A 20,417-nucleotide genomic window follows, 5' to 3' on the forward strand; every position below is an offset into this window, starting at 1 on the left:
GCCACAGCCGGCACCCAATCCCTGGTTTCCAATTGTTACATCGCGGAACGAAGCCCCCTCCCGTCCAGTCTTCTCCCTTTATAGCGCCAAGCCGCAAGCCCAATTCGAAGGCACGACGGCCGCGCGGGAGGAATTTGCCGTGCACCTGGATGTAGAACTGATTCGCCAGTTTTTACTGGCCCATGCCGAGACCATCCTCACCTGGCTGGCGGCCGGGCTGGTGATGATGCTGCTGGCGCGTTTCGAGCTGCGGCGCGCGGTGCGCCGCTCGGCGGTGGCCATGTCGGAGTCCGTGGCCACCACGGTGGCGGCTTGTGTGCCGGATATCGCGCATGCTGCGAAGACCGGCGGTGGGGGCGTGCCAATGCTGGAGCCGGTGGAGATGCAGCGCGCCGAAGCCCTGCGCCGGGTGGCGCTGGATACGGTGGGCACCGTCATGGCGCGTGGGCGCTGGCTGGAGGACCTTGGCAACCTGAGGCTGCCCGATGACGCTTTGCTGCAGGGCAGCCGCGCGGGCGGCGCGGATCCGTTGCTGGTGGTGGCGCCGCAGCCGGTGGTGCAGTCTTACCTGACGGCCCAGCGCAGCTTCGATGAGTACGTCGTGAAGCTGCGCGACGAGCGTCGCGAAGCGCTGCGGCTGCAGGACGGCTTGCAGGCGCTGGCCGCGGAGGCCATGCATATCGAGCAGGAGACTGGCAGCATCGTGATGCGCTTCGAGCAGGTCAACGCACAGGCCGCCCAAGGTGTCGAAGCCGGTGACTACCAGCGCTTCCTGATCCAGAAGTACAACACGCTGGGCGTGCGCGAAAAAGAGATCGCGCACGAGCGCGCGCAGCTGCAGGCGCAGGTCCAGCAATGCGCGGACCGCCTGGCCGCCCATGCGCAGGTGGCTTCGCGCGAGTACACACGCGCGCTGACGCCGTTGATGCAGCAACTACGCGCTGCGTGGGGCCACGGCGACTCGCCTGGCGTATTCGAGACCTGGTTGCGAGAAACGCCGGCTCAGTCCAGCGTCCACGCAGCATGAAGGGGCCTGGGCGGCAAGGCCGCCGCATCCGTCATTTCCGCCATGTTTCCCATGGTGCCCGGGCGCATCTGCGGTAAGCTTGGGGACGCCGTTTGTCCTATCCCCATGCCCTACAAAATCCCTGAATCCGTCCTGGTTGTGATCCACACGCCAGACCTGCAAGTGCTGTTGATCGAGCGCGCCGACCGGCCGGGCTACTGGCAGTCGGTCACCGGCAGCCTGGACACGCCCGACGAGCCGCTGGCGCTGACAGCCGCGCGCGAGGTGGCCGAGGAAACCGGCCTGGTCGCCGCCGAGCACCGGCTGGACGACTGGAACCACACTATCGAGTACGAAATCTACCCGCAGTGGCGCCACCGCTACGCGCCGGGCGTGACGCGCAACACCGAGCACTGGTTTGGCCTGCGTGTCGCGCAGCCGCTGCCGGTGACGCTGGCGCCGCGCGAGCACTTGCAGTATCAGTGGCTGCCGTGGCGGGAGGCCGCCGCGCTCTGCTTCTCGACCAGCAACGCCGAGGCGGTGCTGCAGTTGGGCTGGCGGGTGCGGGGGCAGCGTGCGGCTTGCGGAGCGGACCTATGAGGCTGCGCGTCGTCACCTACAACATTCACAAGGGCGTGACCGGCATCAAGGGCAAGTCGCGTATCCATAACGTGCGCGATGGCCTGCACGTGGTGAATGCCGACATCGTCTTCCTGCAGGAGGTGCAGGATCGCAATGACCGCCTGGTGGCGGCGGCCTTGTTCGACCCGGATTACACCCAGCTCAACTATTTGGCGACCGACGCGTATCCGCATTCGGTCTACGGCCGCAATGCGGTGTACGACCATGGGCACCACGGCAATGCCATCCTGTCGCGCCATCCGATCCTGATGTCGGAAAACCTCGACATCTCTGACCATCGCTTCGAGCAGCGCGGCCTGCTGCACGCGGTAGCGGATATGAACGGGGTCGAGGCCCACCTGATCTGCGTGCATTTCGGCTTGTTCGCGCGCAGCCGCGCGCGCCAGGCGGAGGCGCTGGTCAAGCGCGTGCAGGACGTGGTGCCAGCCGAGGCGCCGCTGTTGATCGCGGGGGATTTCAACGACTGGAACCACCGGCTCGACAACCTGATCTGCACCACGCTTGGCGCGACGGAGGTGTCCTCCGCCGGTGGCGCGCGGCTGCACACCTTTCCCAGCCACATGCCCTGGTGGCAACTCGACCGCATCTATGTGCGGGGCTTCGAGATCGAGCACGCCAGCGCGCTGACCGGCCGCGACTGGGCCCAGCGCTCGGACCATGTGCCATTGATGGCGGAGCTTGCCCGCATTGCCGTGCCGGAGCGGCCGGTTGTCCACAAGGCCAAGGCAGGCACGACTTCCTGAGGCCCATCCTCAGGCCCCCATTTTCTCCAGCATGACGTCAACAAAGCAGGCCTGCTTGGGCAGCGGCCGCGGGTCGCGCGGATAGAGCAGGTGGACCGGCCTTGGCGCTGGCATGGCGTCTTCCAGCAACGGGACCAGCAGCCCGGCGGCGATGTCCGCCGCCAGCAGCACTTCCGGCTGCATCACCACGCCACAGCCAGCCAGTGCCGCGCGCCGCAGCGCCTGGCCGTTGTTGGCCGCCAGCGGCGCCGATGCCTTGGGCGCCCCGTCATCCTCGGGGGCCGGCCACCCCATGCCTGGCGGCCACAACAGATGGTTCAGGCAGCGGTGCCCGGCCAGCTCCGCGAGCGTGCGCGGATGGCCCGCTTGCGCGAGGTAGGCCGGCGCCGCGCAGATCGCCATGCGATACGGCCGCAACGACCGCGCCACCAGATGGTCGGAGCTGGCCAGCGTGCCGATGCGCACGGCGGCGTCGAAACCATCGGCAATCAGGTCGGTGAAAGCGTCGTCGAGCACCAGTTCCACCGTGACTTCCGGGTAGCGCAGCAGGTAGGCCGATACCGCTTCGGCGACCGCCGTCTCCCCCAACGTCACCGGCGCGGTCACGCGCAGGCGGCCGCGTGGCTGGCTGTGCAGACGTTCTGCCACGGTCTCCGCTTTGCGCACGCGCTCCAGGATCTGCCGGCATTCCTCCAGGAACAGGTGGCCGGCTTCGGTCAGGCTTTGGCGGCGCGTGCTGCGTTGCAGCAGACGCACGCCCAGATGCCGTTCCAGCTGGACGACATGCTTGCCTACCATCACCGCCGACAGGCCCAGTGCATCGGCGCAGGCGCTGAAGCTGCCGGCTTCGGCAGCGGCGGCAAACACTTCCATGCTGCGCAGCTTGTCCATGGATTGCTAATTAAAAATTAGGGATATGCAAAATCCTAGCCCATTTATCCATCCCGAATCCACTTTCACAATGCATTCCTGATGGCGGTGGAAGGAATGCCGTCTTCCTAGACAACCAGAACCATGGGGAATGCGATGAAGATTGTTGTGATCGGAGCCAGCGGAACGCTCGGCCAGGCGGTAGTAGAGAACCTGTCGGCTCGCCACGACGTGGTGCGGGTCGGCAAGTCGCGCGGCGAACATCGGGTCGACCTGACCCGGCCGGAATCCGTGCAGGCCTTGTTCGATGCGACCGGCCGGGTGGACGCCATCGTCGCCACGACCGGAAGCCTGTTTTTCGGGCCGCTCGCGCTGATGCGGGCCGAGGACTTCGAAATCGGGCTGCAGGACAAGTTGCTCGGGCAGGTGCGGCTGGCGCTGGTTGGCCAGCATTTCCTGAACGATGGCGGCTCGATCACGCTCACCAGCGGCATTGTCGGCAGCGAGCCGATCCGCATGGGCGCCAATGCCGGCAGCGTCAATGCGGCGCTGGAGGGGTTCGTGCGTAGCGCGGCGCCCGAGCTGGAGCGCGGCCTGCGCATCAATGTGGTCAGCCCCACGGTAGTGCAGGAGTCATGGCCCGCGTATGGCGATTACTTCCCCGGCTTTGAGCCGGTGCCGGCGGCGCGCGTCGCGCTGGCCTTCCAGCGCAGCGTGGAAGGGCCGCGCAGCGGGCATGTCTATCGGGTCTGGTGAGGCTGCGCCAAGGCGGCGGCTAGCGCGGGCGTGAGTTCGAGCGCGCTGTCGCGGATGATCTGGCAGATCGCGTCAAGGTCCGCCAGGTCCAGCACGGGCAAGGCGGTGAGCGCGGCCACAGCCTGCGGCTGGTCGCTGGCGACGGCCATGATGCTCGGCACTTCCGGCCATAGCGGCGGCCTGCCCAGGTCAGGGCGGAACACTTCCAGCTTGGGGAAATCGCTGCGCTTGTAACCTTCCACCAGCACCAGGTCCGTGTCGGCGGGCAGCACGGCCAGCGCATCGGCCAGCTCAGGCGAGGCCTCGGCTTCGGGATAGTGGCGCATCAGCGTGAGGTGCCGCGCACCCACCAGCACGACGTTGGCGCAGCCGGCCTGGCGCATACGCCAGGAGTCCTTGCCCGGGGTATCCGGGTCAAAGCCATGGTGGGTGTGCTTGACGCCGGCCACGCGCAGGCCGGCGGCGGCGAAGCGCGGGATCACTTGATCCAGCAACGTGGTCTTGCCGCTGCCGGACGCACCGGAGATGCCGAAAACCTTCACGATGTCGGGGGTTGCGAGGGGATGAAGCGGCGACGATAGCAGAGAACGGCCGCCGCGGCGCGCATGGCCCCACACGCTGTGTGCGCCGCGCGCGTCGCCTGGCGCACGCACAGGACATCGGCGTGCCTGATAATGTGGCTCATGTCATCGATTCCGCCCCCACGCCCGCCCCGCGCGCCGCCTCCCGCGCTTACCGCAAGCCGCGACGATGCCCCCGCACGCGCGCCGCGGCATGCCGGCCCACTGCGCTCCGAATGGCGCCGCGGCAGGCCTCTGGGCGGCAACGCGGTCCGTTTGCTGCGCGGCGGCAATGAGTTCTTCCCGGCCTTGGTTGCCGCGATCGACCAGGCTGTATTCTCGGTTTCGCTCGAGACCTACATTTACGCCGATGATGCGGTCGGCGCAGCGGTGAGCGATGCGCTGATCCGTGCCGCCGCACGGGGCGTGGCCGTGCACCTGGTGGTGGACGGTTTCGGCGCTGGCGACATGCCGGCCGGGCTTGCCGAGCGGCTGCGCGAGGGCGGGGCTTGCCTCAAGATCTTCCGTCCGCTGCGCCGCTTCAGCCTGGCACGGCGCAACCTGCGCCGGCTGCACCGCAAGCTGGCCGTGATCGACCAGCAGATCGGCTTTGTTGGCGGCATCAACATCATCGACGACTACAACCATGGGCCCTTCGAGAGCGCCGGGCTCGGCCCCCGCTACGACTTCGCGGTGGAGGTGCGGGGCCCGCTGGTCAACCAGATCGCGCTGACCGCCGAACGCCTGTGGTGGCAGCTATCGCTGCGTGGCGAAATGCGCAGCGTTGGCCTGGCGGGGGTGGCGGCGGATTTTCCGCTGATCACCGACCTGCCGCTGCCGCGCCAGGACCAGGCCGGCGGCATGCGCGCCGTGCTGCTGCTGCGCGACAACCTGCGCAACCGCCGCGCCATCGAACGCCAGTACCTGCAGGCGTTGGGCGGCGCGCGGCGGGAAGTGATCATTGCCAACGCCTACTTCCTGCCTGGGCACAAGATGCGCCGCGCCCTGCTGGCATGCCGCAAGCGCGGCGTGCGCGTGCGGCTGTTGCTCCAGGGCAGGGTGGAGTACCGTTTGCAGCACTATGCAACCCATTCGCTTTACGCGACCTTGCTCGGCGCCGGCGTGGAAATCTTCGAATACGCCGATAGTTTCCTGCACGCCAAGGTGGCTGTGGTCGACGATGCCTGGGCCACGGTGGGCTCCAGCAACATGGACCCGTTCAGCCTGCTGCTGGCCCGCGAGGCCAATGTCGCGGTCTATGACGGCGCGTTCTGTGCCGAGCTGCGCCAGGAGCTGGAGCACGCCATTGCCTCGCGCAGCATCGAGGTCAAGGCCGCCACGCATGCGCGCCGTTCGGCGGTGCGCCGGATGGCGAACTGGGCCGCCTATATGGTGCTGCGTGTCGGCGTGATCATCGCTGGCGTGACAGGGCGCTACTGATCGCGGGACAATACCCGGTGGGGCGATGCTGCTGTGCATCACTCGCGGCAACAATGATCGTTATCTCGCCGCGTCGCGGCATGTTGCGGCGCACGAGCGCGGCCGCCGCGTTTAGAAACCCCGATCTAATTAAAAGCTTGCTGCCAGCGGGCGCGATCACAATAATCTGAACGGTCGTTCTTTTTTGCCTTAGACTGCGTGCATTCGGGTCTGCCAGGCGGTGAAGCAGCCAGCCGGGCAGCGAAATAAATATGCATTACGTCAGGGTCATAGGCGGCGCGATCCGTTTCGCGCCGCGAAGAACGGAGAAAAAATCATGCGACACCAGTCAGCTCGTCTCGAATCCGCCACTTCCGCGTCCCCCGCGCCCATGCGCAAGGGGGAAATGACGCGCGTGGCGATTCTGGATGCCGCGCTGGAGCTGTCGTCCCGCGACGGGCTCGAAGGCTTGACCATCGGCTTGTTGGCGGAACGCATGCAGATGAGCAAAAGCGGCGTGTTCGCGCATTTCGGTTCGCGCGAGGACTTGCAGGTGGAGGTGGTGCGCGAGTATCACCGCCGGTTCGAGCAGGAGGTTTTCTATCCCTCGCTGCACGAGCCGCGTGGGCTGCCGCGCCTGCAGTCCATGGTGCGCCGCTGGATGGAAAAACGCATCCAGGAAGTGACCACGGGATGCATCTACATCAGCGGGGCGGTGGAGTACGACGACCGCGCGGAAAGCCCGGTGCGTGACGAACTCGTCAAGAGCGTCACCATCTGGCGCGCCGCGCTGACGCGCGCCATCGACCAGGCACGGGAAGAGGGGCACCTGCGCGCGGATTGCGATCCGCGCCTGATGCTGTTCGAAATGTACAGCCTTGAACTAGGCTTGCATCATGACGCCCGCTTCCTGCGCTTGCCCGCGAGTGCCGAGCTTGCCATGGTCGCGCTCAATAAACTGATTCAGTCCTACCGTACCTGACGCCGCCGCGGCGTCCCGTGCCGGATCGTGCACGGGCGGCGTAGCGGCTTTGCAAACCTCCAAGGAGTCTTTGATGGGCCAGTACACCGCACCGTTGCGCGACATGCAGTTCGTGCTCCATGAATTGCTCGGCGTGGAAGCCGAACTCAAGGCGTTGCCGAAGCACGCCGACGTTGACGCGGACACCATCAACCAGGTGCTTGAGGAAGCCGGCAAGTTCTGCTCCGAGGTCGTGTTCCCGCTCAACCAGAGCGGCGACCGCGAAGGCTGTACCTACGTCGGCGATGGCGTGGTGACGGCGCCCAAGGGCTTCAAGGAAGCGTACAAGCAATACGTGGAAGCCGGCTGGCCGGCACTGGGCTGCGACCCCGAATACGGCGGCCAGGGCCTGCCTATCCTGGTCAACAATGCCTTGTACGAGATGCTGAACTCGGCCAACCAGGCGTGGACCATGTACCCCGGCCTGTCGCACGGCGCATACGAAGCGCTGCACGCGCACGGCACGCCCGAGCTGCAGAAGGTCTACCTGCCCAAGCTGGTCTCCGGCGAATGGACCGGCACCATGTGCCTGACCGAGCCGCACTGCGGCACCGACCTGGGCATCCTGCGCAGCAAGGCCGAGCCGCAGGCCGATGGCTCCTACACCATTACCGGCACCAAGATCTTTATTTCGGCCGGCGAGCACGATCTCTCCGCCAACATCATCCACCTGGTGCTGGCACGGCTGCCGGATGCACCGCAGGGCACCAAGGGCATCTCGCTGTTCGTGGTGCCGAAGTTCGTCCCCGATGCCAGCGGCAACCCGGGCGAGCGCAACGGCATCAAGTGCGGCTCGATCGAGCACAAGATGGGCATCCACGGCAACGCCACCTGCGTGATGAACCTGGACGGCGCGCGCGGCTGGCTGGTGGGCGAGCCCAACAAGGGCCTGAACGCCATGTTCGTGATGATGAACGCCGCCCGCCTGGGCGTGGGCATGCAGGGCCTCGGGCTGACCGAAGTGGCCTACCAGAACTCGCTGGCGTATGCCAAGGACCGCCTGCAGATGCGCGCGCTGACCGGTCCCAAGGCTCCGGACAAGCCGGCCGACCCGATCATCGTGCACCCGGATGTGCGCCGCATGCTGCTGACGCAGAAGGCCTTTGCCGAAGGCGGCCGCGCGTTCAGCTACTGGACCGCGCTGCAGATCGACCGCGAACTGTCGCACCCGGACGAGTCCGTGCGCAAGGAAGCGGGCGACCTGGTTGCGTTGCTCACGCCCGTGATCAAGGCCTTCCTGACCGATAACGCGTTCACCGCCACCAACGAAGGCATGCAGGTGTTCGGCGGCCACGGCTACATCGCCGAGTGGGGCATGGAGCAGTATGTGCGCGACGCGCGCATCAACATGATCTACGAAGGCACCAACACCATCCAGGCGCTGGACCTGCTGGGCCGCAAGATCCTGGGCGACATGGGCGCCAAGATGAAGGCCTTCGGCAAGATCGTGCAGGCGTTCGTCGAGGAAGAAGGCACCAACGAAGCCATGCAGGAGTTCGTCAACCCGCTGGCCGACCTGGGCGACAAGGTGCAGAAGCTCACCATGGAAATCGGCATGAAGGCCATGGGCAACCCCGACGAAGTCGGCGCTGCTGCCGTGCCTTACCTGCGCGTGGTGGGCCACCTGGTGTTCTCGTACTTCTGGGCCCGCATGGCCAAGATCGCGCTGGAGAAGCAAGCCAGCGGCGACAAGTTCTACACCACCAAGCTGGCGACCGCACGCTTCTACTTTGCCAAGCTGCTGCCGGAGACGGCATCGCAGATCCGCATGGCACGCGCTGGTTCGGCCACGCTGATGGCGCTGGACGCGGATCTGTTCTGATCGGATTGTTTATCCTGAATTCATGCGGTTGTCTTAGCGCGGGCGCAGGCTACTGGCTCTGACGGTGTCGATGCCAATGGTGTGCTCCCCTCTCCCATGAAATGGAAGAGGGGACGGGGGAGAGGGCCGGCGGTTCAACGAGCGATACCGCTTGATCGACCGCCCACCCTCTCCCCCGACCCCTCCCGCAAGCGGGAGAGGGGAGCACACCAGCGGCAACACCAGCGTCACCACCAGCGTCACCACCAGCGTCACCACCAGCATCAACGCCGGCGCCACGCGCAGCCAGCCCACCTCATCTCAACGCTCACTTTCCTAGGAGCGCGCATGTCCAATTTCATCGTCAAGAGGGTCGCCGTGCTGGGTGCCGGCGTCATGGGGGCGCAGATCGCCGCCCATCTCGTCAATGCCCGCGTGCCCGTGGTGCTGTTCGACCTTCCGGCCAAGGAAGGCCCCAAGAACGGCATCTCGCTGCGCGCCATCGAGAACCTGAAGAAACTCTCGCCGGCGCCGCTCGGCATCAAGGACGAAGCCGGCCTGATCCAGCCCGCCAACTACGAGGACGACCTCGCGCTGCTCAAGGAGTGCGACGTGGTGATCGAGGCCATCGCCGAGCGCATGGACTGGAAGCACGACCTGTACAAGAAGGTCGCGCCACACCTGGCATCGCACACCATCTTCGCTACCAATACCTCGGGCCTGTCGATCACCGCGCTGTCCGATGGTTTCGACGCGGATCTGAAGTCGCGCTTCTGCGGCGTGCACTTCTTCAACCCGCCGCGCTACATGCACCTGGTGGAGCTGATCCCGACCGCGACCACGCAGCCCGCGATCCTGGACCGCCTGGAAACCTTCCTGACCTCCACGCTCGGCAAGGGCGTGGTGCGCGCCAAGGACACACCGAACTTCATTGCCAACCGCGTTGGCATCTTCTCGATCCTGGCGGTGTTCGCCGAGGCTGAGAAGTACGGCATCCCCTTCGACGTGGTCGACGACCTGACCGGCGCCAAGCTGGGCCGCGCCAAGTCCGCCACCTTCCGCACTGCCGACGTGGTGGGCCTGGACACCATGGCCCACGTGATCAAGACCATGCAGGACACCCTGCTGGACGATCCGTTTGCGCCGGTGTACAGGACGCCCGCCGTGCTCAAGGGGCTGGTGGATGCGGGCGCATTGGGCCAGAAGACCGGCGCTGGCTTCTACAAGAAGGAAGGCAAGACCATCAAGGTGCTGGACCCCAAGACGGGCCAATATGTCGACTCGGGCAAGAAGGCCGACGAGATCGTGGTGCGCATGCTGAAGAAGGAACCGGCCGAGCGCATCAAGCTGCTGCGCGAATCCAGCAACCCGCAGGCGCAGTTCTTGTGGGCCGTGTTCCGCGACGTGTTCCACTACATCGGCGTCTACCTGGAGCAGATCGCCGGCTCCGCCGCCGATATCGACCTGGCGATCCGCTGGGGCTTCGGCTGGAACTCCGGCCCCTTCGAGGACTGGCAATCGGCCGGCTGGAAGCAGGTAGCCGAGTGGGTGAAGGAAGACATCGACGCGGGCAAGGGCTTGTCCAGCGCGGCGCTGCCGTCGTGGGTGTTCGAAGGCCCCGTCGCTGACAACCAGGGCGTGCATGGCGCGCGGGGTTCGTGGTCGCCCGCCGCGCAAGCCTTCGTGCAGCGCAATGCGTTGCCGGTGTACGAGCGCCAGGTGTTCCGCGCCGCGGTCAAGGGCACCGCCGCAACGGATCCGCGCAAGGCTGGCCGCACCGTGGAAGAAAACGATGCGGTACGCATCTGGGTGAGCGAGGGCCAGGACGATGTGCTGGTGGTTTCGTTCAAGAGCAAGATGAACACCATCGGCCCGGACGTGATCGATGGCCTGACGCGCGCCATCGACTTGGCCGAAGCCGAGTACAAGGGCCTGGTGGTGTGGCAGCCGACGTCGCTGCAACTGGGCGCGCCGGGCGGCCCGTTCTCCGCGGGCGCCAACCTGGAAGCCGCGATGCCGGCCTTCATGATGGGCGGCGCCAAGGGCATCGAGCCCTTCGTCAAGAAATTCCAGGACGGCATGATGCGGGTGAAGTATTCCGCCGTGCCGGTGGTGTCGGCGGCGTCCGGCATCGCGCTGGGCGGCGGCTGCGAGCTGATGCTGCATTCGGCCAAGCGCGTGGCCGCGCTGGAAACCTATATCGGCCTGGTGGAAGTGGGCGTGGGCCTGGTGCCGGCCGGTGGCGGCCTGAAGGAGGCTGCGCTGGCTGCCGCACGTGCTGCGCAAGCCGCCGGTAGCACCAACTACCTGCAGTTCCTCACCAACCGCTTCCAGGCAGCGGCCATGGCCAAGGTCTCCTCCTCGGCGCTGGACGCGCAGAAGATGGGCTACCTGCAGCCGTCGGACACCATCGTGTTCAACGTGCACGAGCTGCTCTACGTGGCGCAGAACGAAGTGCGCGCGCTGTCCAACGCTGGCTACCGCGCCCCGGTACCGGGCACGCTGGTGCCGGTGGCGGGCCGCTCCGGCATTGCCACCATCAAGGCGTCGCTGGCCAATATGCGCGACGGCGGCTTCATCTCCGCGCACGACTTCCTGATTGCCAGCCGCATTGCCGAGGCGGTGTGCGGCGGCGACGTGGAAGCCGGCTCGCTGGTCAGCGAGGAATGGCTGCTGGCGCTGGAACGCAAGGCCTTTGTCGACCTGCTCGGCACGGGCAAGACCCAGGAACGCATCATGGGCATGCTGCAGACCGGCAAGCCGGTGCGCAACTAAGGCAAGCGAGGAACCGACATCATGAAACAACTGCAAGACGCATACATCGTTGCCGCGACCCGCACGCCGATCGGCAAGGCTCCCAAGGGCGCGTTCAAGAACACCCGCCCGGACGACCTGCTGGCCACCATCCTGCGCGCGGCCGTGGCGCAGGTGCCTAACCTCGATCCCAGGCTGATCGAAGACGCCATCGTTGGCTGCGCCATCCCCGAGGCGCAGCAGGGCCTGAACGTCGCGCGCATCGGTGCGCTGCTGTCGGGCCTGCCGAACACCGTGGGCGGCATCACCGTCAACCGCTTCTGCGCCTCCGGCCTGTCGGCCGTGGCGATGGCCGCCGACCGCATCCGCGTGGGCGAGTCCGACGTGATGATCGCCGCCGGCGTGGAATCGATGAGCATGGTGCCGATGATGGGCAATTCGCCGTCGATGTCGCCGGCGATCTTCGAGCGCGACGAGAACATCGGCATCGCCTACGGCATGGGCCTGACCGCCGAGAAGGTCGCGCAGAAATGGCAGGTCAGCCGCGAAGACCAGGATGCTTTCTCGCTCGCTTCGCACCAGAAGGCGATCCGTGCCCAGCAGGCCGGCGACTTCAAGGACGAAATCACCCCGATCGAGATCGTCGAGAAATTCCCCAACCTGGCCAGCGGCCAGGTCGACGTGAAGACACGCACCATCTCGCTGGACGAAGGCCCTCGTCCGGAGACCTCGGTCGAAGGCCTGGGCAAGCTGCGCCCGGTGTTTGCCAACAAGGGTAGCGTCACCGCCGGCAACAGCTCGCAGACTTCGGATGGCGCTGGCGCGCTGATCCTGGTTTCGGAAAAGATCCTCAAGCAGTTCAACCTGGTGCCGCTGGCGCGCTTCGTGTCGTTCGCGGTGCGCGGCGTGCCGCCCGAGATCATGGGCATCGGCCCCAAGGAAGCGATTCCCGCGGCGCTCAAGGCAGCCGGCCTCACGCAGGACCAGATGGACTGGATCGAGCTGAACGAAGCCTTCGCCGCGCAGTCGCTGGCGGTGATGCGCGACCTGCAGTTGGACCCGGCCAAGGTCAACCAGATGGGCGGCGCGATTGCACTGGGCCACCCGCTGGGCGCCACCGGCGCGATCCGTTCGGCCACCGTGGTGCACGCGCTGCGCCGTCACAACCTGAAGTACGGCATGGTCACCATGTGTGTCGGCACGGGCATGGGCGCGGCAGGTATCTTCGAGCGCGTTTGAACGCGCCACTGGGGAGATGGATCGCGCACGGCAGCGTGCGCAGCGTGATCCATCTCCCCGACTCTCTATCAGGTGAAGAAAGCAGTGCCATAACAAGGAGACAGCTGCCGCCTCGACGCGGCTCACCTGACCGGGAGGAAACAACAAGATGCAGGAGACACTCATCCTGGCCGACGCCGCGTGTGACATGCCGCGCGCGCTGATGGCCGAACTTGGCGTGCGCACGGTGCCGTTCCGCATTCGCGCGGGCGACCGCTTTGTGGCCGACGTGCGCGACGAGCCGGCCTTGCCGTCGCTTTACGAGCAGTATCTGGTCGGCAAGCAGGACCACTACGCCGAATCCATCCCCTTGCTAGAGCGCGAGATCGAAGACCACCTGCTCAAGCATGTGGTGACCTCATGCGACCGCGCGCTGCTGCTCACCATCGCCAGCAGCCGCAGCAAACTGTATGCGCACGCCTCGGGCGCCGTGGTTGGCACCGTGGCCAAGAGCTTCAAGGCACGCAAGGATGCGGGGCGCACGGGTTTGTTCGAGCTGACGGTGATCGATACCGGCGCGATCGGCCCGGGCCAGGCGCTGATCGTGCGCGAGGCGGCGCGCCTGCTGGGCGGCGGCGCCAGCGCGCAAACGGTGGTGCAGGCCGTGGAGACACGCCTGCGCGATGCCGCGCATATGTTCCTGGTGCCCGACGAGTTGCTCTACATGTACACGCGGGCCAGGCACAAGGGCGAGAACAGCATCACCTGGGGCCGCTACATGCTCGGCAGCGCGTTCAATATCCGCCCCGTCGTGCATATGCATCGCGGCCAGACCGAGCCGGTGGCCAAGGCGCGCGGCGCGGACGAAGGCATGCGCCGCGTGATGGCGCATGCGCAGCAGTGCATCCGCAGCGGCCGCTTGCTGAGCCCGGCGGTAGCGCTGAGCTATGCCGGGCCACCCGGGGCGATTCAAGTGTTGCCAGCCTATCAGTCGCTCGCGCGCACCGCGCAGCAGCATGACGTGGAGCTGATGCTGGCGCCGATGAGCCTGACGGTGGCGCTCAACGTCGGCGCAAAGGCGTTCGGGATGAGCTATCTTTGCGAGAATCCGCCGGCGTTCGAGTGAACGTGTTTCGGCATGGCGGACAAGTCAACCAAGCAGTGAGGAGAACACGATTTCATGAGCATCCTGACCACCATCGAGCAAGGCATCCTGACCCTCGAGTTCGATCGCCTCGACAAGAAGAACGCCATCACGGCGGCGATGTACCAGGCCATGGCCGATGCGCTGCGCGCCGCCGATGCCGATCCCGCCGTGCGCGTGATCGTGATCCGCGGCAAGCCGGAAGTATTTACCGCGGGCAATGACCTGGAAGACTTCATGCAGCGTCCGCCCACCGCGGGCGAGGGTGACCAGCCGGCACCGGTATTCCAGTTCCTGCAGCAGATCAGCCAGGCCAGCAAGCCGCTGGTGGCGGCGGTGAGCGGCCCGGCGGTGGGCGTGGGCACCACCATGCTGCTGCATTGCGACCTGGTCTACGTTTCCGAGACGGCCAAGCTGTCGCTGCCGTTCGTGCAACTGGGCCTGTGCCCGGAGGCGGCATCGAGCATGCTGTTGCCGCGCCTGCTGGGTCACCAGCGCGCTGCCGAGAAACTGATGTTGGGTGAGGCCTTCAGCGCGCAGGAAGCGCTACAGATCGGCCTGGCCACGCGCGTGCTGCCGGTGGCGGAGCTCAATGAGTTCGTGCTGCAGCAGGCGCGCAAGCTGGCAGCGCTGCCGGCTTCGTCGCTCAGGGAAACCAAGCGCCTGATGAAGGGCGGCGATAAGGCGGCCGTGCAGGCCAGGATGGCGGAGGAGGGAGAAGTGTTCCGGCGCATGCTGCAGGCGCCGGAAGCCAAGGAGGCGTTCAAGGCGTTCTTCGAGAAGCGCCGCCCGGACTTCTCGCGCTTCAGCTGAGCCTGCGGGCATCCCTGGCCGATACGGCGGATGGGCCGCCCCCGCCGCTGCCGCCATTTGCGCGACATCGAGGCGAGGCCAAGGTCAGGGCGTCGCCCATTCGCGCAGCAGGTTGTGGTAGACGCCGGTGAGGCGCACCACGGTGGCGTGTCCATGGCCAAGCGCATGCCCGATTTCCTGGATAGCGGTATCCAGGTCGAACAGGAGGGCGCGCTGGCGGGCGTCCCGCAGCAGGCTCTGGATCCAGAAGAACGCGCAAAGCCGCGTGCCCCGGGTCACCGGGCTGACACGGTGCAGGCTGGAAGCCGGATACAGGATCATGTCGCCGGCGGGTAGCTTGACCTCGTGCGTCCCATAGGTGTCCTCGATGATCAGTTCGCCGCCGTCGTAGTCGTCGGGCTCGCACAGGAAGAGCGTGGCCGAGATATCCGTGCGGATGCTGTCCGAGCCGTCGGGAAGGTAGCGGATGGCATTGTCGACATGGGTGCCGAACGATTGCCCGCCCGCATAGGCGTTGAACAGCTTGGGGTAGATCCTGGCCGGCAGCGCCGCCGAGAAGAACAGCGGATGGCGCCGCAAGGCCTGCTCGATCATCGCGGCGATGTGCTTGCCCTGCGGGGAGTCGTGCGGCAATTGCAGGTTGTCCTTGGCGAGCGAGGACTGGAATCCCGCGGTCGCCTTGCCGTCGGCCCAGTCGGCCTGCGTCAGCAGGCTTACGCTTTCCCGCACCTGTTCCGGCGTCAGCACGCCGGGTATGTGAATCATCATTTGGCTGACCCCGGCGCGTGGCGTTAGAAGGAGTAGACGGCCGACAGCACCGCGGAGCGGCCATCGCCGTACTCGATCGCGGACGAGCGCGATGCGCTGCCCAGCGTCTGGCGCACCCGCTCCACATAGGCCTTGTTGAACAGGTTGTCGACGTTGAGCTGGAACTTGAGGTTCTTGCTTGGCGCATAGCCGAGCATGGCGTTGTGCACCAGGTAGGCACCAAGCGTGCCGTCCCCCACCGACGTCACGTTGCGCCTGCCGATGAAGCGCGCGCCGTAGCCCAGCGTCCAGCCCGCGGGCAGCTGGTAGGTGGTCCACAGGCTGAAGGAGTGCGCCGGAGTGTTGGCCAGCGCCTTGCCTTCGCGCTCGGGCAGCGACAGTGACTTGAGTGTCTTGCTGTTCAGGTAAGTGTAGTTGGCGAAAACGTCCCAGTTCGGCGTCACCTTGCCAGCCGCGCCCAGCTCGACGCCGCGCACGCGCTGCTCGCCGGCCAGCGCATAGCTGCCATCGGAGAGGCGTTCGCGCGTGTTGTCCTTGTCGACCTGGAACAGCGCCGCGTTCAGCCCCAGGCGCCGCGCCATGAACTCCCATTTGCTGCCGAGCTCATAGGTCTTGTTTTTCTCGGGCGCCAGTCCCCCCGTGGCTTTGTTCACGCCCGAGCCGGTGCTGACCAGGAACTCGGCAGACGGGTTGAAGGAGGTGCCGTAGGCGAAATAGATCCTGCCATTGTCCGTGGGCTTGAACACCAGGCCCGCCCGGCTGCTGAGCTGGTTGGTAGTGCTGTCCGCGCGGTCGGTCGCCTTGCCCAGCGGCGTGCTCTCGGCGCTGCCATCTATCCAGTCGTAGCGCAGGCCGAGGTTCAGGTCCCAGTGCTTGCCCAGGGCGATGGTGTCAAGCGCGTACAGCGCCTTGACGTCAAGCCATGTCTTGTTGCGCGCGCTGTCGCGCCGGTCGGTGGGCGCGCTCCAGTAGCCTGGCGGGCTGGAGAGATCGAAACCGTTGGCGGGATAGTATTTGGAGAGATTGTAGGAATAGGTGGTCCGGTCGTAGGTCTCGCGTGAGATCTCGAAGCCACTGACCAGGATGTGCCCCAACCCCAAGGTGTCGAAGCGGCTGGTCAGGTTGGTCTGGTTGATCCACAGCTCGGTGGCCGAGTCGCGGCCATAGCCCTGCGGTCCCGCCGGCAGGTAGCGGCCTAGCGGTAGCCCCCTTTGGTTCACGTGCGAGGCCGAGATCACGGTGTCGCGGTGCAGGTGCGAATAGCGGGTCAGGTTCTGTAGCTTGAGGTTGTCGTTGAACTCGTGTTCGAACTTGACGGTGGCCGCGTCGGTGGTGATGTTCTCCCGGTCCACGTTGCGCCAACCGAAGTAGCCGTGCCGGCTGACGCCGGCGAGCCGCTGGCCGTTCAACGCTGGCACGCCGTAGTCGGGCAGGTTGTCGTCGCGCTGGTGGAAATAGCTCAGCGTCAGGCGCGTCGGCGATTGCATGCCGAAGGTGATCGACGGCGCGATGCCCCAGCGGCGGCGTTCAAGAGCGTCGCGCCCCGGCACGTCGTTGCCGTGCGCCATCAGGTTCAGGCGGACGACCGCTGCGTGCCCGTCCCACGGCAGCGGCTGGTTGGTATCCAGGGTCAGGCGGTGGAAGCTGGCCGTGCCGAGCCCGCCGCCGACGTGCGTGAACCTGTCCGCCTTGGGTTGCTTGCTGATCATGTTGATGCTGCCACCGGTGGTGCCGGCGCCGCCGAAGACCGAATTCGGTCCCTTGATCACCTCGACCGCTTCGAGATTGAAGAGGTCGGAGCGGTTGTTCTGCCCGCTGTCGCGCAAGCCGTCGATCTGCATGTTCGCGTTGGCGCTGAAGCCGCGGATATTGATGCTGTCGCCGGAGCCGCCGCCGCCCTCGCCGGCGTTGAAGGTGATGCCCGAAACGTTGGAAAGCGCCTGCCGCAAGCTCAAGGCGTTCTGCTCCTCCAGCACATGCTGTGGTACCACCGTGATGGTCTGGGGCGTATCGAGCAGCGGTGCCGCGTATTTGGCCGAGCCGGAGGCTTCAACCTTGGAGCTGGGTGCTTGCGTTCCCGTAACCGTGACTGGCGCCAGTTCGATGGGTTTGCCTTGCCGTTGCAGATCGTCTGCCAGGACTGGTGTGGCGCAGGCCGCGGCCAGGACGACGGAAGCGAGAGGGCGCCGTGGCGGCAGCGCGGCAGACCTGATGTACGAACGCATGCAATTCTCCTTAAATGAAAATGATAATCATTAGCATTTAAGGTTGTGGGGCGAGGTGGAGCAATCAGAAACGGCTGCATGTGCTTGCGGAAATTTCCGATTTTCCTCGCGCCGGTGCCCCGCCAGGAATGCCTGACAGGGGAGCCGGCTTCAGGCGGCTGCTTATATCGCTGGCAACACCCGCGGTTGCCTTGTATCGTCCGTCGCCACATAGGTCAGGGTGGCTTCGGTCACCTTGACGATCTCGTTGCTGTGGCGCATGCGTTGCGCATAGACCTCCACCGATACGGTGATCGAGGTGCGGCCCGTCTTCTCGATATCGGCGTAGAAACTCACCAGGTCGCCGACAAAGACCGGATGCTTGAACAGGAAGGAGTTCACCGCCACGGTGGCCACGCGGCCTTGGGCACGCTCTACCGCCGGAATCGAGCCGGCGATGTCCACCTGGGCCATGATCCAGCCTCCGAAGACGTCGCCATGCACATTGGCATCCGCCGGCATGGGGACCACGCGCAGTGCGGGATTCTTGCCAGGGGGCAGGCAGGGGAGGACGTTGGGTTGATTCATGATGGCTGCTTGATGAGGCTGGATAGGGTTGGGGCGGGGTAGCAAGGGCTGCGGTGGGGTGCTGGCGCGCCGGTGCGCATGCCGGAGTGACCTTGCCGGCGTGCGGTCCGGGCGTCGAGGCGGTTCCGTGACGGGGATAAGCGGCGTGGCGCCGGCTAATTATGTCGATCTCTGCCACAATCGCATATTCGCCCGAATTCTAACGTATGCGACGCTACTCTACGTCGGCCGAGCCGTCCCCCGCCCAGCCTTCCTCCCTCTTCGGCAAATCCAACGTTCCCCGCAGCGATTGGCAGACCGTGCGCAACCTGTTGCCCTACGTCTGGCATTACAAGTGGCGAGTGATCCTGGCGCTGGTGTGCCTGGTGGCGGCCAAGGTGGCCAACCTGGGCGTGCCGGTCCTGATGAAGAAGCTGGTGGACAACATGAATGTTCCCGCCGGCAGCGCGAGCGCGCTGCTGGTGGTGCCGGTGGGGCTGATCGTCGCCTACGGGATACTGCGCTTGTCCGGCACGCTGTTTACCGAGTTGCGCGAGATCCTGTTCTCCAAGGTCACGCAGAGCGCGGTGCGCGAGATCGCGCTGCAGGTGTTTCGCCACCTGCACGCGCTGTCGCTGCGCTTTCACCTGGACCGCCAGACCGGCGGCATGAGCCGCGACATCGAGCGCGGCACGCGCGGCATCCAGTCGCTGATCTCCTACTCGCTCTACAGCATCCTGCCGACCCTGGTCGAGATGGGGCTGGTGATGGGCTTCTTCATCCTGCACTACGACATCTGGTTCGCTGCCATCACGGGCTGCGCGCTGGTGAGCTACATCGTGTTCACCATCGTGGTGACCGAGTGGCGCACGCACTTCCGGCGCAAGATGAACGAGCTGGATTCGCGCGCCAACCAGAAGGCGATCGATTCCCTGCTCAACTTCGAGACCGTCAAGTACTTCGGCAACGAGGAGTACGAGGCCGGCCGCTATGACGAGAACCTGCGCAAGTACCGCACTGCGGCGATCCGCTCGCAAAATTCGCTGTCGTTCCTCAACTTCGGCCAGCAGGCCATCATCGCCACCGGCCTGATCCTGATCCTGTGGCGCGCCACGGTGGGCGTGGCGGCGGGCAAGCTCACGCTGGGCGACCTGGTGCTGGTCAATACGCTGATGATCCAGCTGTACATTCCGCTGAACTTCCTCGGCGTGATCTACCGCGAGATCAAGCAGGCCACCACCGACATGGACCGCATGTTCGTGCTGCTGGGCACCAACCGCGAAGTGGCCGATGCGCCGGACGCAGCGGCCTTGCGCGTGCAGGGCGCGGCGGTGCGTTTCAACCATGTCGGCTTTGGCTACGAGAGCAATCGCGTGATCCTGGACGAGGTGGACTTCGCCATCGCCGCCGGCACTACTACCGCGGTGGTAGGCCACAGCGGCTCGGGCAAGTCCACGCTGGCGCGGCTGTTGTTCCGCTTCTATGACGTGAGCAGCGGCGGCATCGAGATCGACGGCCAGGATATCCGTACGATCACGCAGGACAGCCTGCGCCGCGCCATCGGCATCGTGCCGCAGGACACCGTGCTGTTCAACGACAGCATCTACTACAACATCGCCTACGGCCGCCCCGACGCCAGCCGCGACGAAGTCATCGAGGCCGCGCGCGCGGCTCAGATCGACGGCTTTATCCGCGAGCTGCCGCAGGGCTACGACACGCCGGTGGGCGAGCGCGGCCTCAAGCTGTCGGGCGGGGAGAAGCAACGCGTCGCCATTGCCCGCACGCTGCTGAAGAACCCGCCGATCCTGGTCTTCGATGAAGCCACCTCGGCGCTGGATTCCCGTACCGAGCAGGCCATCCAGGCCGAGCTGATGCGCCTGGCGCAGAACCGCACCACGCTGCTGATCGCGCACCGGCTCTCTACGGTGGTGCATGCCGACCAGATCCTGGTGATGGACCGCGGCCGCATCATCGAGCGCGGCACCCATGCCGAACTGATGCGGCTCGACGGCCGCTACGCCGAGATGTGGCACATCCAGGCGCGCAGCGCGGCACAGAGCGAGGCCCCCGTGGAGGATGCCGCGCTGGCCATCGAAGCCGGCGACGCAACCCAGGACGCCTGACACGGCAA

At 66.0% G+C, this 20,417-nt stretch carries 18 protein-coding genes; 13 read left to right on the forward strand and 5 right to left on the reverse strand.

Annotation, left to right across the window (positions count from 1 at the left end):
- The first annotated feature begins 139 nt into the window (after nt 1-139).
- The 3 genes from AC1RQK_RS32720 to AC1RQK_RS32730 all read left to right on the forward strand — a co-directional run bounded on the left by AC1RQK_RS32720 (nt 140) and on the right by AC1RQK_RS32730 (nt 2,391).
- Nucleotides 140-1,027, forward strand: a complete 888-nt coding sequence (locus AC1RQK_RS32720) for a hypothetical protein (RefSeq protein WP_492376553.1) — start codon at nt 140-142, stop codon at nt 1,025-1,027.
- A 105-nt stretch (nt 1,028-1,132) separates the two neighbouring features.
- Nucleotides 1,133-1,606, forward strand: coding sequence for a dihydroneopterin triphosphate diphosphatase (nudB, locus tag AC1RQK_RS32725; RefSeq protein WP_492376554.1), 474 nt, complete (start codon nt 1,133-1,135; stop codon nt 1,604-1,606).
- Nucleotides 1,603-2,391 carry an endonuclease/exonuclease/phosphatase family protein gene (locus AC1RQK_RS32730; protein ID WP_492376555.1) on the forward strand — a complete coding sequence of 263 codons (789 nt, stop codon included), beginning with the start codon at nt 1,603-1,605 and terminating at the stop codon, nt 2,389-2,391. The genes nudB and AC1RQK_RS32730 overlap by 4 nt, the downstream gene beginning before the upstream one ends.
- Nucleotides 2,392-2,400: 9 nt before the next feature.
- Here AC1RQK_RS32730 and AC1RQK_RS32735 read toward each other — a convergent pair whose 3' ends face one another.
- The gene (locus AC1RQK_RS32735; protein WP_492813545.1) at nt 2,401-3,282 is read right to left on the reverse strand and encodes a LysR family transcriptional regulator; all 882 of its coding nucleotides are present in this window, start codon (nt 3,280-3,282) and stop codon (nt 2,401-2,403) included.
- A 135-nt stretch (nt 3,283-3,417) separates the two neighbouring features.
- Between AC1RQK_RS32735 and AC1RQK_RS32740 the strand changes: the two genes are divergently transcribed.
- Nucleotides 3,418-4,017 (forward strand): short chain dehydrogenase, encoded by a 600-nt coding sequence (locus AC1RQK_RS32740; RefSeq protein WP_492376557.1) that lies wholly within the window; start codon nt 3,418-3,420, stop codon nt 4,015-4,017.
- Here AC1RQK_RS32740 and mobB read toward each other — a convergent pair.
- The gene (gene mobB, locus AC1RQK_RS32745; protein ID WP_416047582.1) at nt 4,002-4,559 is read right to left on the reverse strand and encodes a molybdopterin-guanine dinucleotide biosynthesis protein B; all 558 of its coding nucleotides are present in this window, start codon (nt 4,557-4,559) and stop codon (nt 4,002-4,004) included. The genes AC1RQK_RS32740 and mobB overlap by 16 nt on opposite strands.
- A 141-nt stretch (nt 4,560-4,700) precedes the next feature.
- Here mobB and clsB point away from each other — a divergent pair, with 141 nt between their 5' ends.
- The 8 genes from clsB (at nt 4,701) to AC1RQK_RS32785 (ending at nt 14,747) form a co-directional block, all read left to right on the forward strand.
- Nucleotides 4,701-6,017, forward strand: a complete 1,317-nt coding sequence (gene clsB / locus AC1RQK_RS32750) for a cardiolipin synthase ClsB (protein ID WP_492387281.1) — start codon at nt 4,701-4,703, stop codon at nt 6,015-6,017.
- A gap of 370 nt (nt 6,018-6,387) precedes the next feature.
- Nucleotides 6,388-6,978, forward strand: coding sequence for a TetR/AcrR family transcriptional regulator (locus AC1RQK_RS32755; RefSeq protein WP_043343612.1), 591 nt, complete (start codon nt 6,388-6,390; stop codon nt 6,976-6,978).
- A 73-nt stretch (nt 6,979-7,051) separates the two neighbouring features.
- On the forward strand, nt 7,052-8,839 hold the full coding sequence (locus AC1RQK_RS32760) for an acyl-CoA dehydrogenase C-terminal domain-containing protein (protein ID WP_492376810.1): 1,788 nt from the start codon (nt 7,052-7,054) through the stop codon (nt 8,837-8,839).
- Nucleotides 8,840-8,990: 151 nt separating this feature from the next.
- Nucleotides 8,991-9,158, forward strand: a complete 168-nt coding sequence (locus tag AC1RQK_RS32765; RefSeq protein ID WP_492813548.1) for a hypothetical protein — start codon at nt 8,991-8,993, stop codon at nt 9,156-9,158.
- Between the two features lie 8 nt (nt 9,159-9,166).
- Nucleotides 9,167-11,593: a 3-hydroxyacyl-CoA dehydrogenase/enoyl-CoA hydratase family protein gene (locus AC1RQK_RS32770; RefSeq protein WP_492813550.1), complete on the forward strand. Its 2,427-nt coding sequence runs from the start codon at nt 9,167-9,169 to the stop codon at nt 11,591-11,593.
- An 18-nt stretch (nt 11,594-11,611) separates the two neighbouring features.
- The gene (locus tag AC1RQK_RS32775; RefSeq protein WP_492376513.1) at nt 11,612-12,811 is read left to right on the forward strand and encodes an acetyl-CoA C-acyltransferase; all 1,200 of its coding nucleotides are present in this window, start codon (nt 11,612-11,614) and stop codon (nt 12,809-12,811) included.
- A 148-nt stretch (nt 12,812-12,959) separates the two neighbouring features.
- Nucleotides 12,960-13,916, forward strand: a complete 957-nt coding sequence (locus AC1RQK_RS32780; RefSeq protein WP_492813552.1) for a DegV family protein — start codon at nt 12,960-12,962, stop codon at nt 13,914-13,916.
- A gap of 54 nt (nt 13,917-13,970) precedes the next feature.
- Entirely contained in the window at nt 13,971-14,747 is a 777-nt protein-coding gene (locus AC1RQK_RS32785; RefSeq protein ID WP_492376509.1) for an enoyl-CoA hydratase, read from the forward strand.
- 84 nt (nt 14,748-14,831) lie between these two features.
- On the opposite strand, the gene AC1RQK_RS32790 is transcribed toward AC1RQK_RS32785, so the two are convergent.
- From AC1RQK_RS32790 to AC1RQK_RS32800, 3 genes are all read right to left on the reverse strand, one after another.
- Nucleotides 14,832-15,515, reverse strand: a complete 684-nt coding sequence (locus tag AC1RQK_RS32790) for a Fe2+-dependent dioxygenase (RefSeq protein ID WP_492376508.1) — start codon at nt 15,513-15,515, stop codon at nt 14,832-14,834.
- Nucleotides 15,516-15,538: 23 nt separating this feature from the next.
- The gene (locus AC1RQK_RS32795; protein WP_492813555.1) at nt 15,539-17,740 is read right to left on the reverse strand and encodes a TonB-dependent receptor; all 2,202 of its coding nucleotides are present in this window, start codon (nt 17,738-17,740) and stop codon (nt 15,539-15,541) included.
- A gap of 162 nt (nt 17,741-17,902) precedes the next feature.
- On the reverse strand, nt 17,903-18,307 hold the full coding sequence (locus tag AC1RQK_RS32800; RefSeq protein WP_150987934.1) for an acyl-CoA thioesterase: 405 nt from the start codon (nt 18,305-18,307) through the stop codon (nt 17,903-17,905).
- 206 nt (nt 18,308-18,513) lie between these two features.
- Here AC1RQK_RS32800 and AC1RQK_RS32805 point away from each other — a divergent pair, with 206 nt between their 5' ends.
- Complete coding sequence (locus AC1RQK_RS32805) at nt 18,514-20,409, forward strand: ABCB family ABC transporter ATP-binding protein/permease (protein WP_492813558.1); 1,896 nt, start codon at nt 18,514-18,516, stop codon at nt 20,407-20,409.
- Nucleotides 20,410-20,417 lie beyond the last annotated feature (8 nt).

The organism is Cupriavidus sp. GW822-FHT02D05, assembly GCF_058802485.1.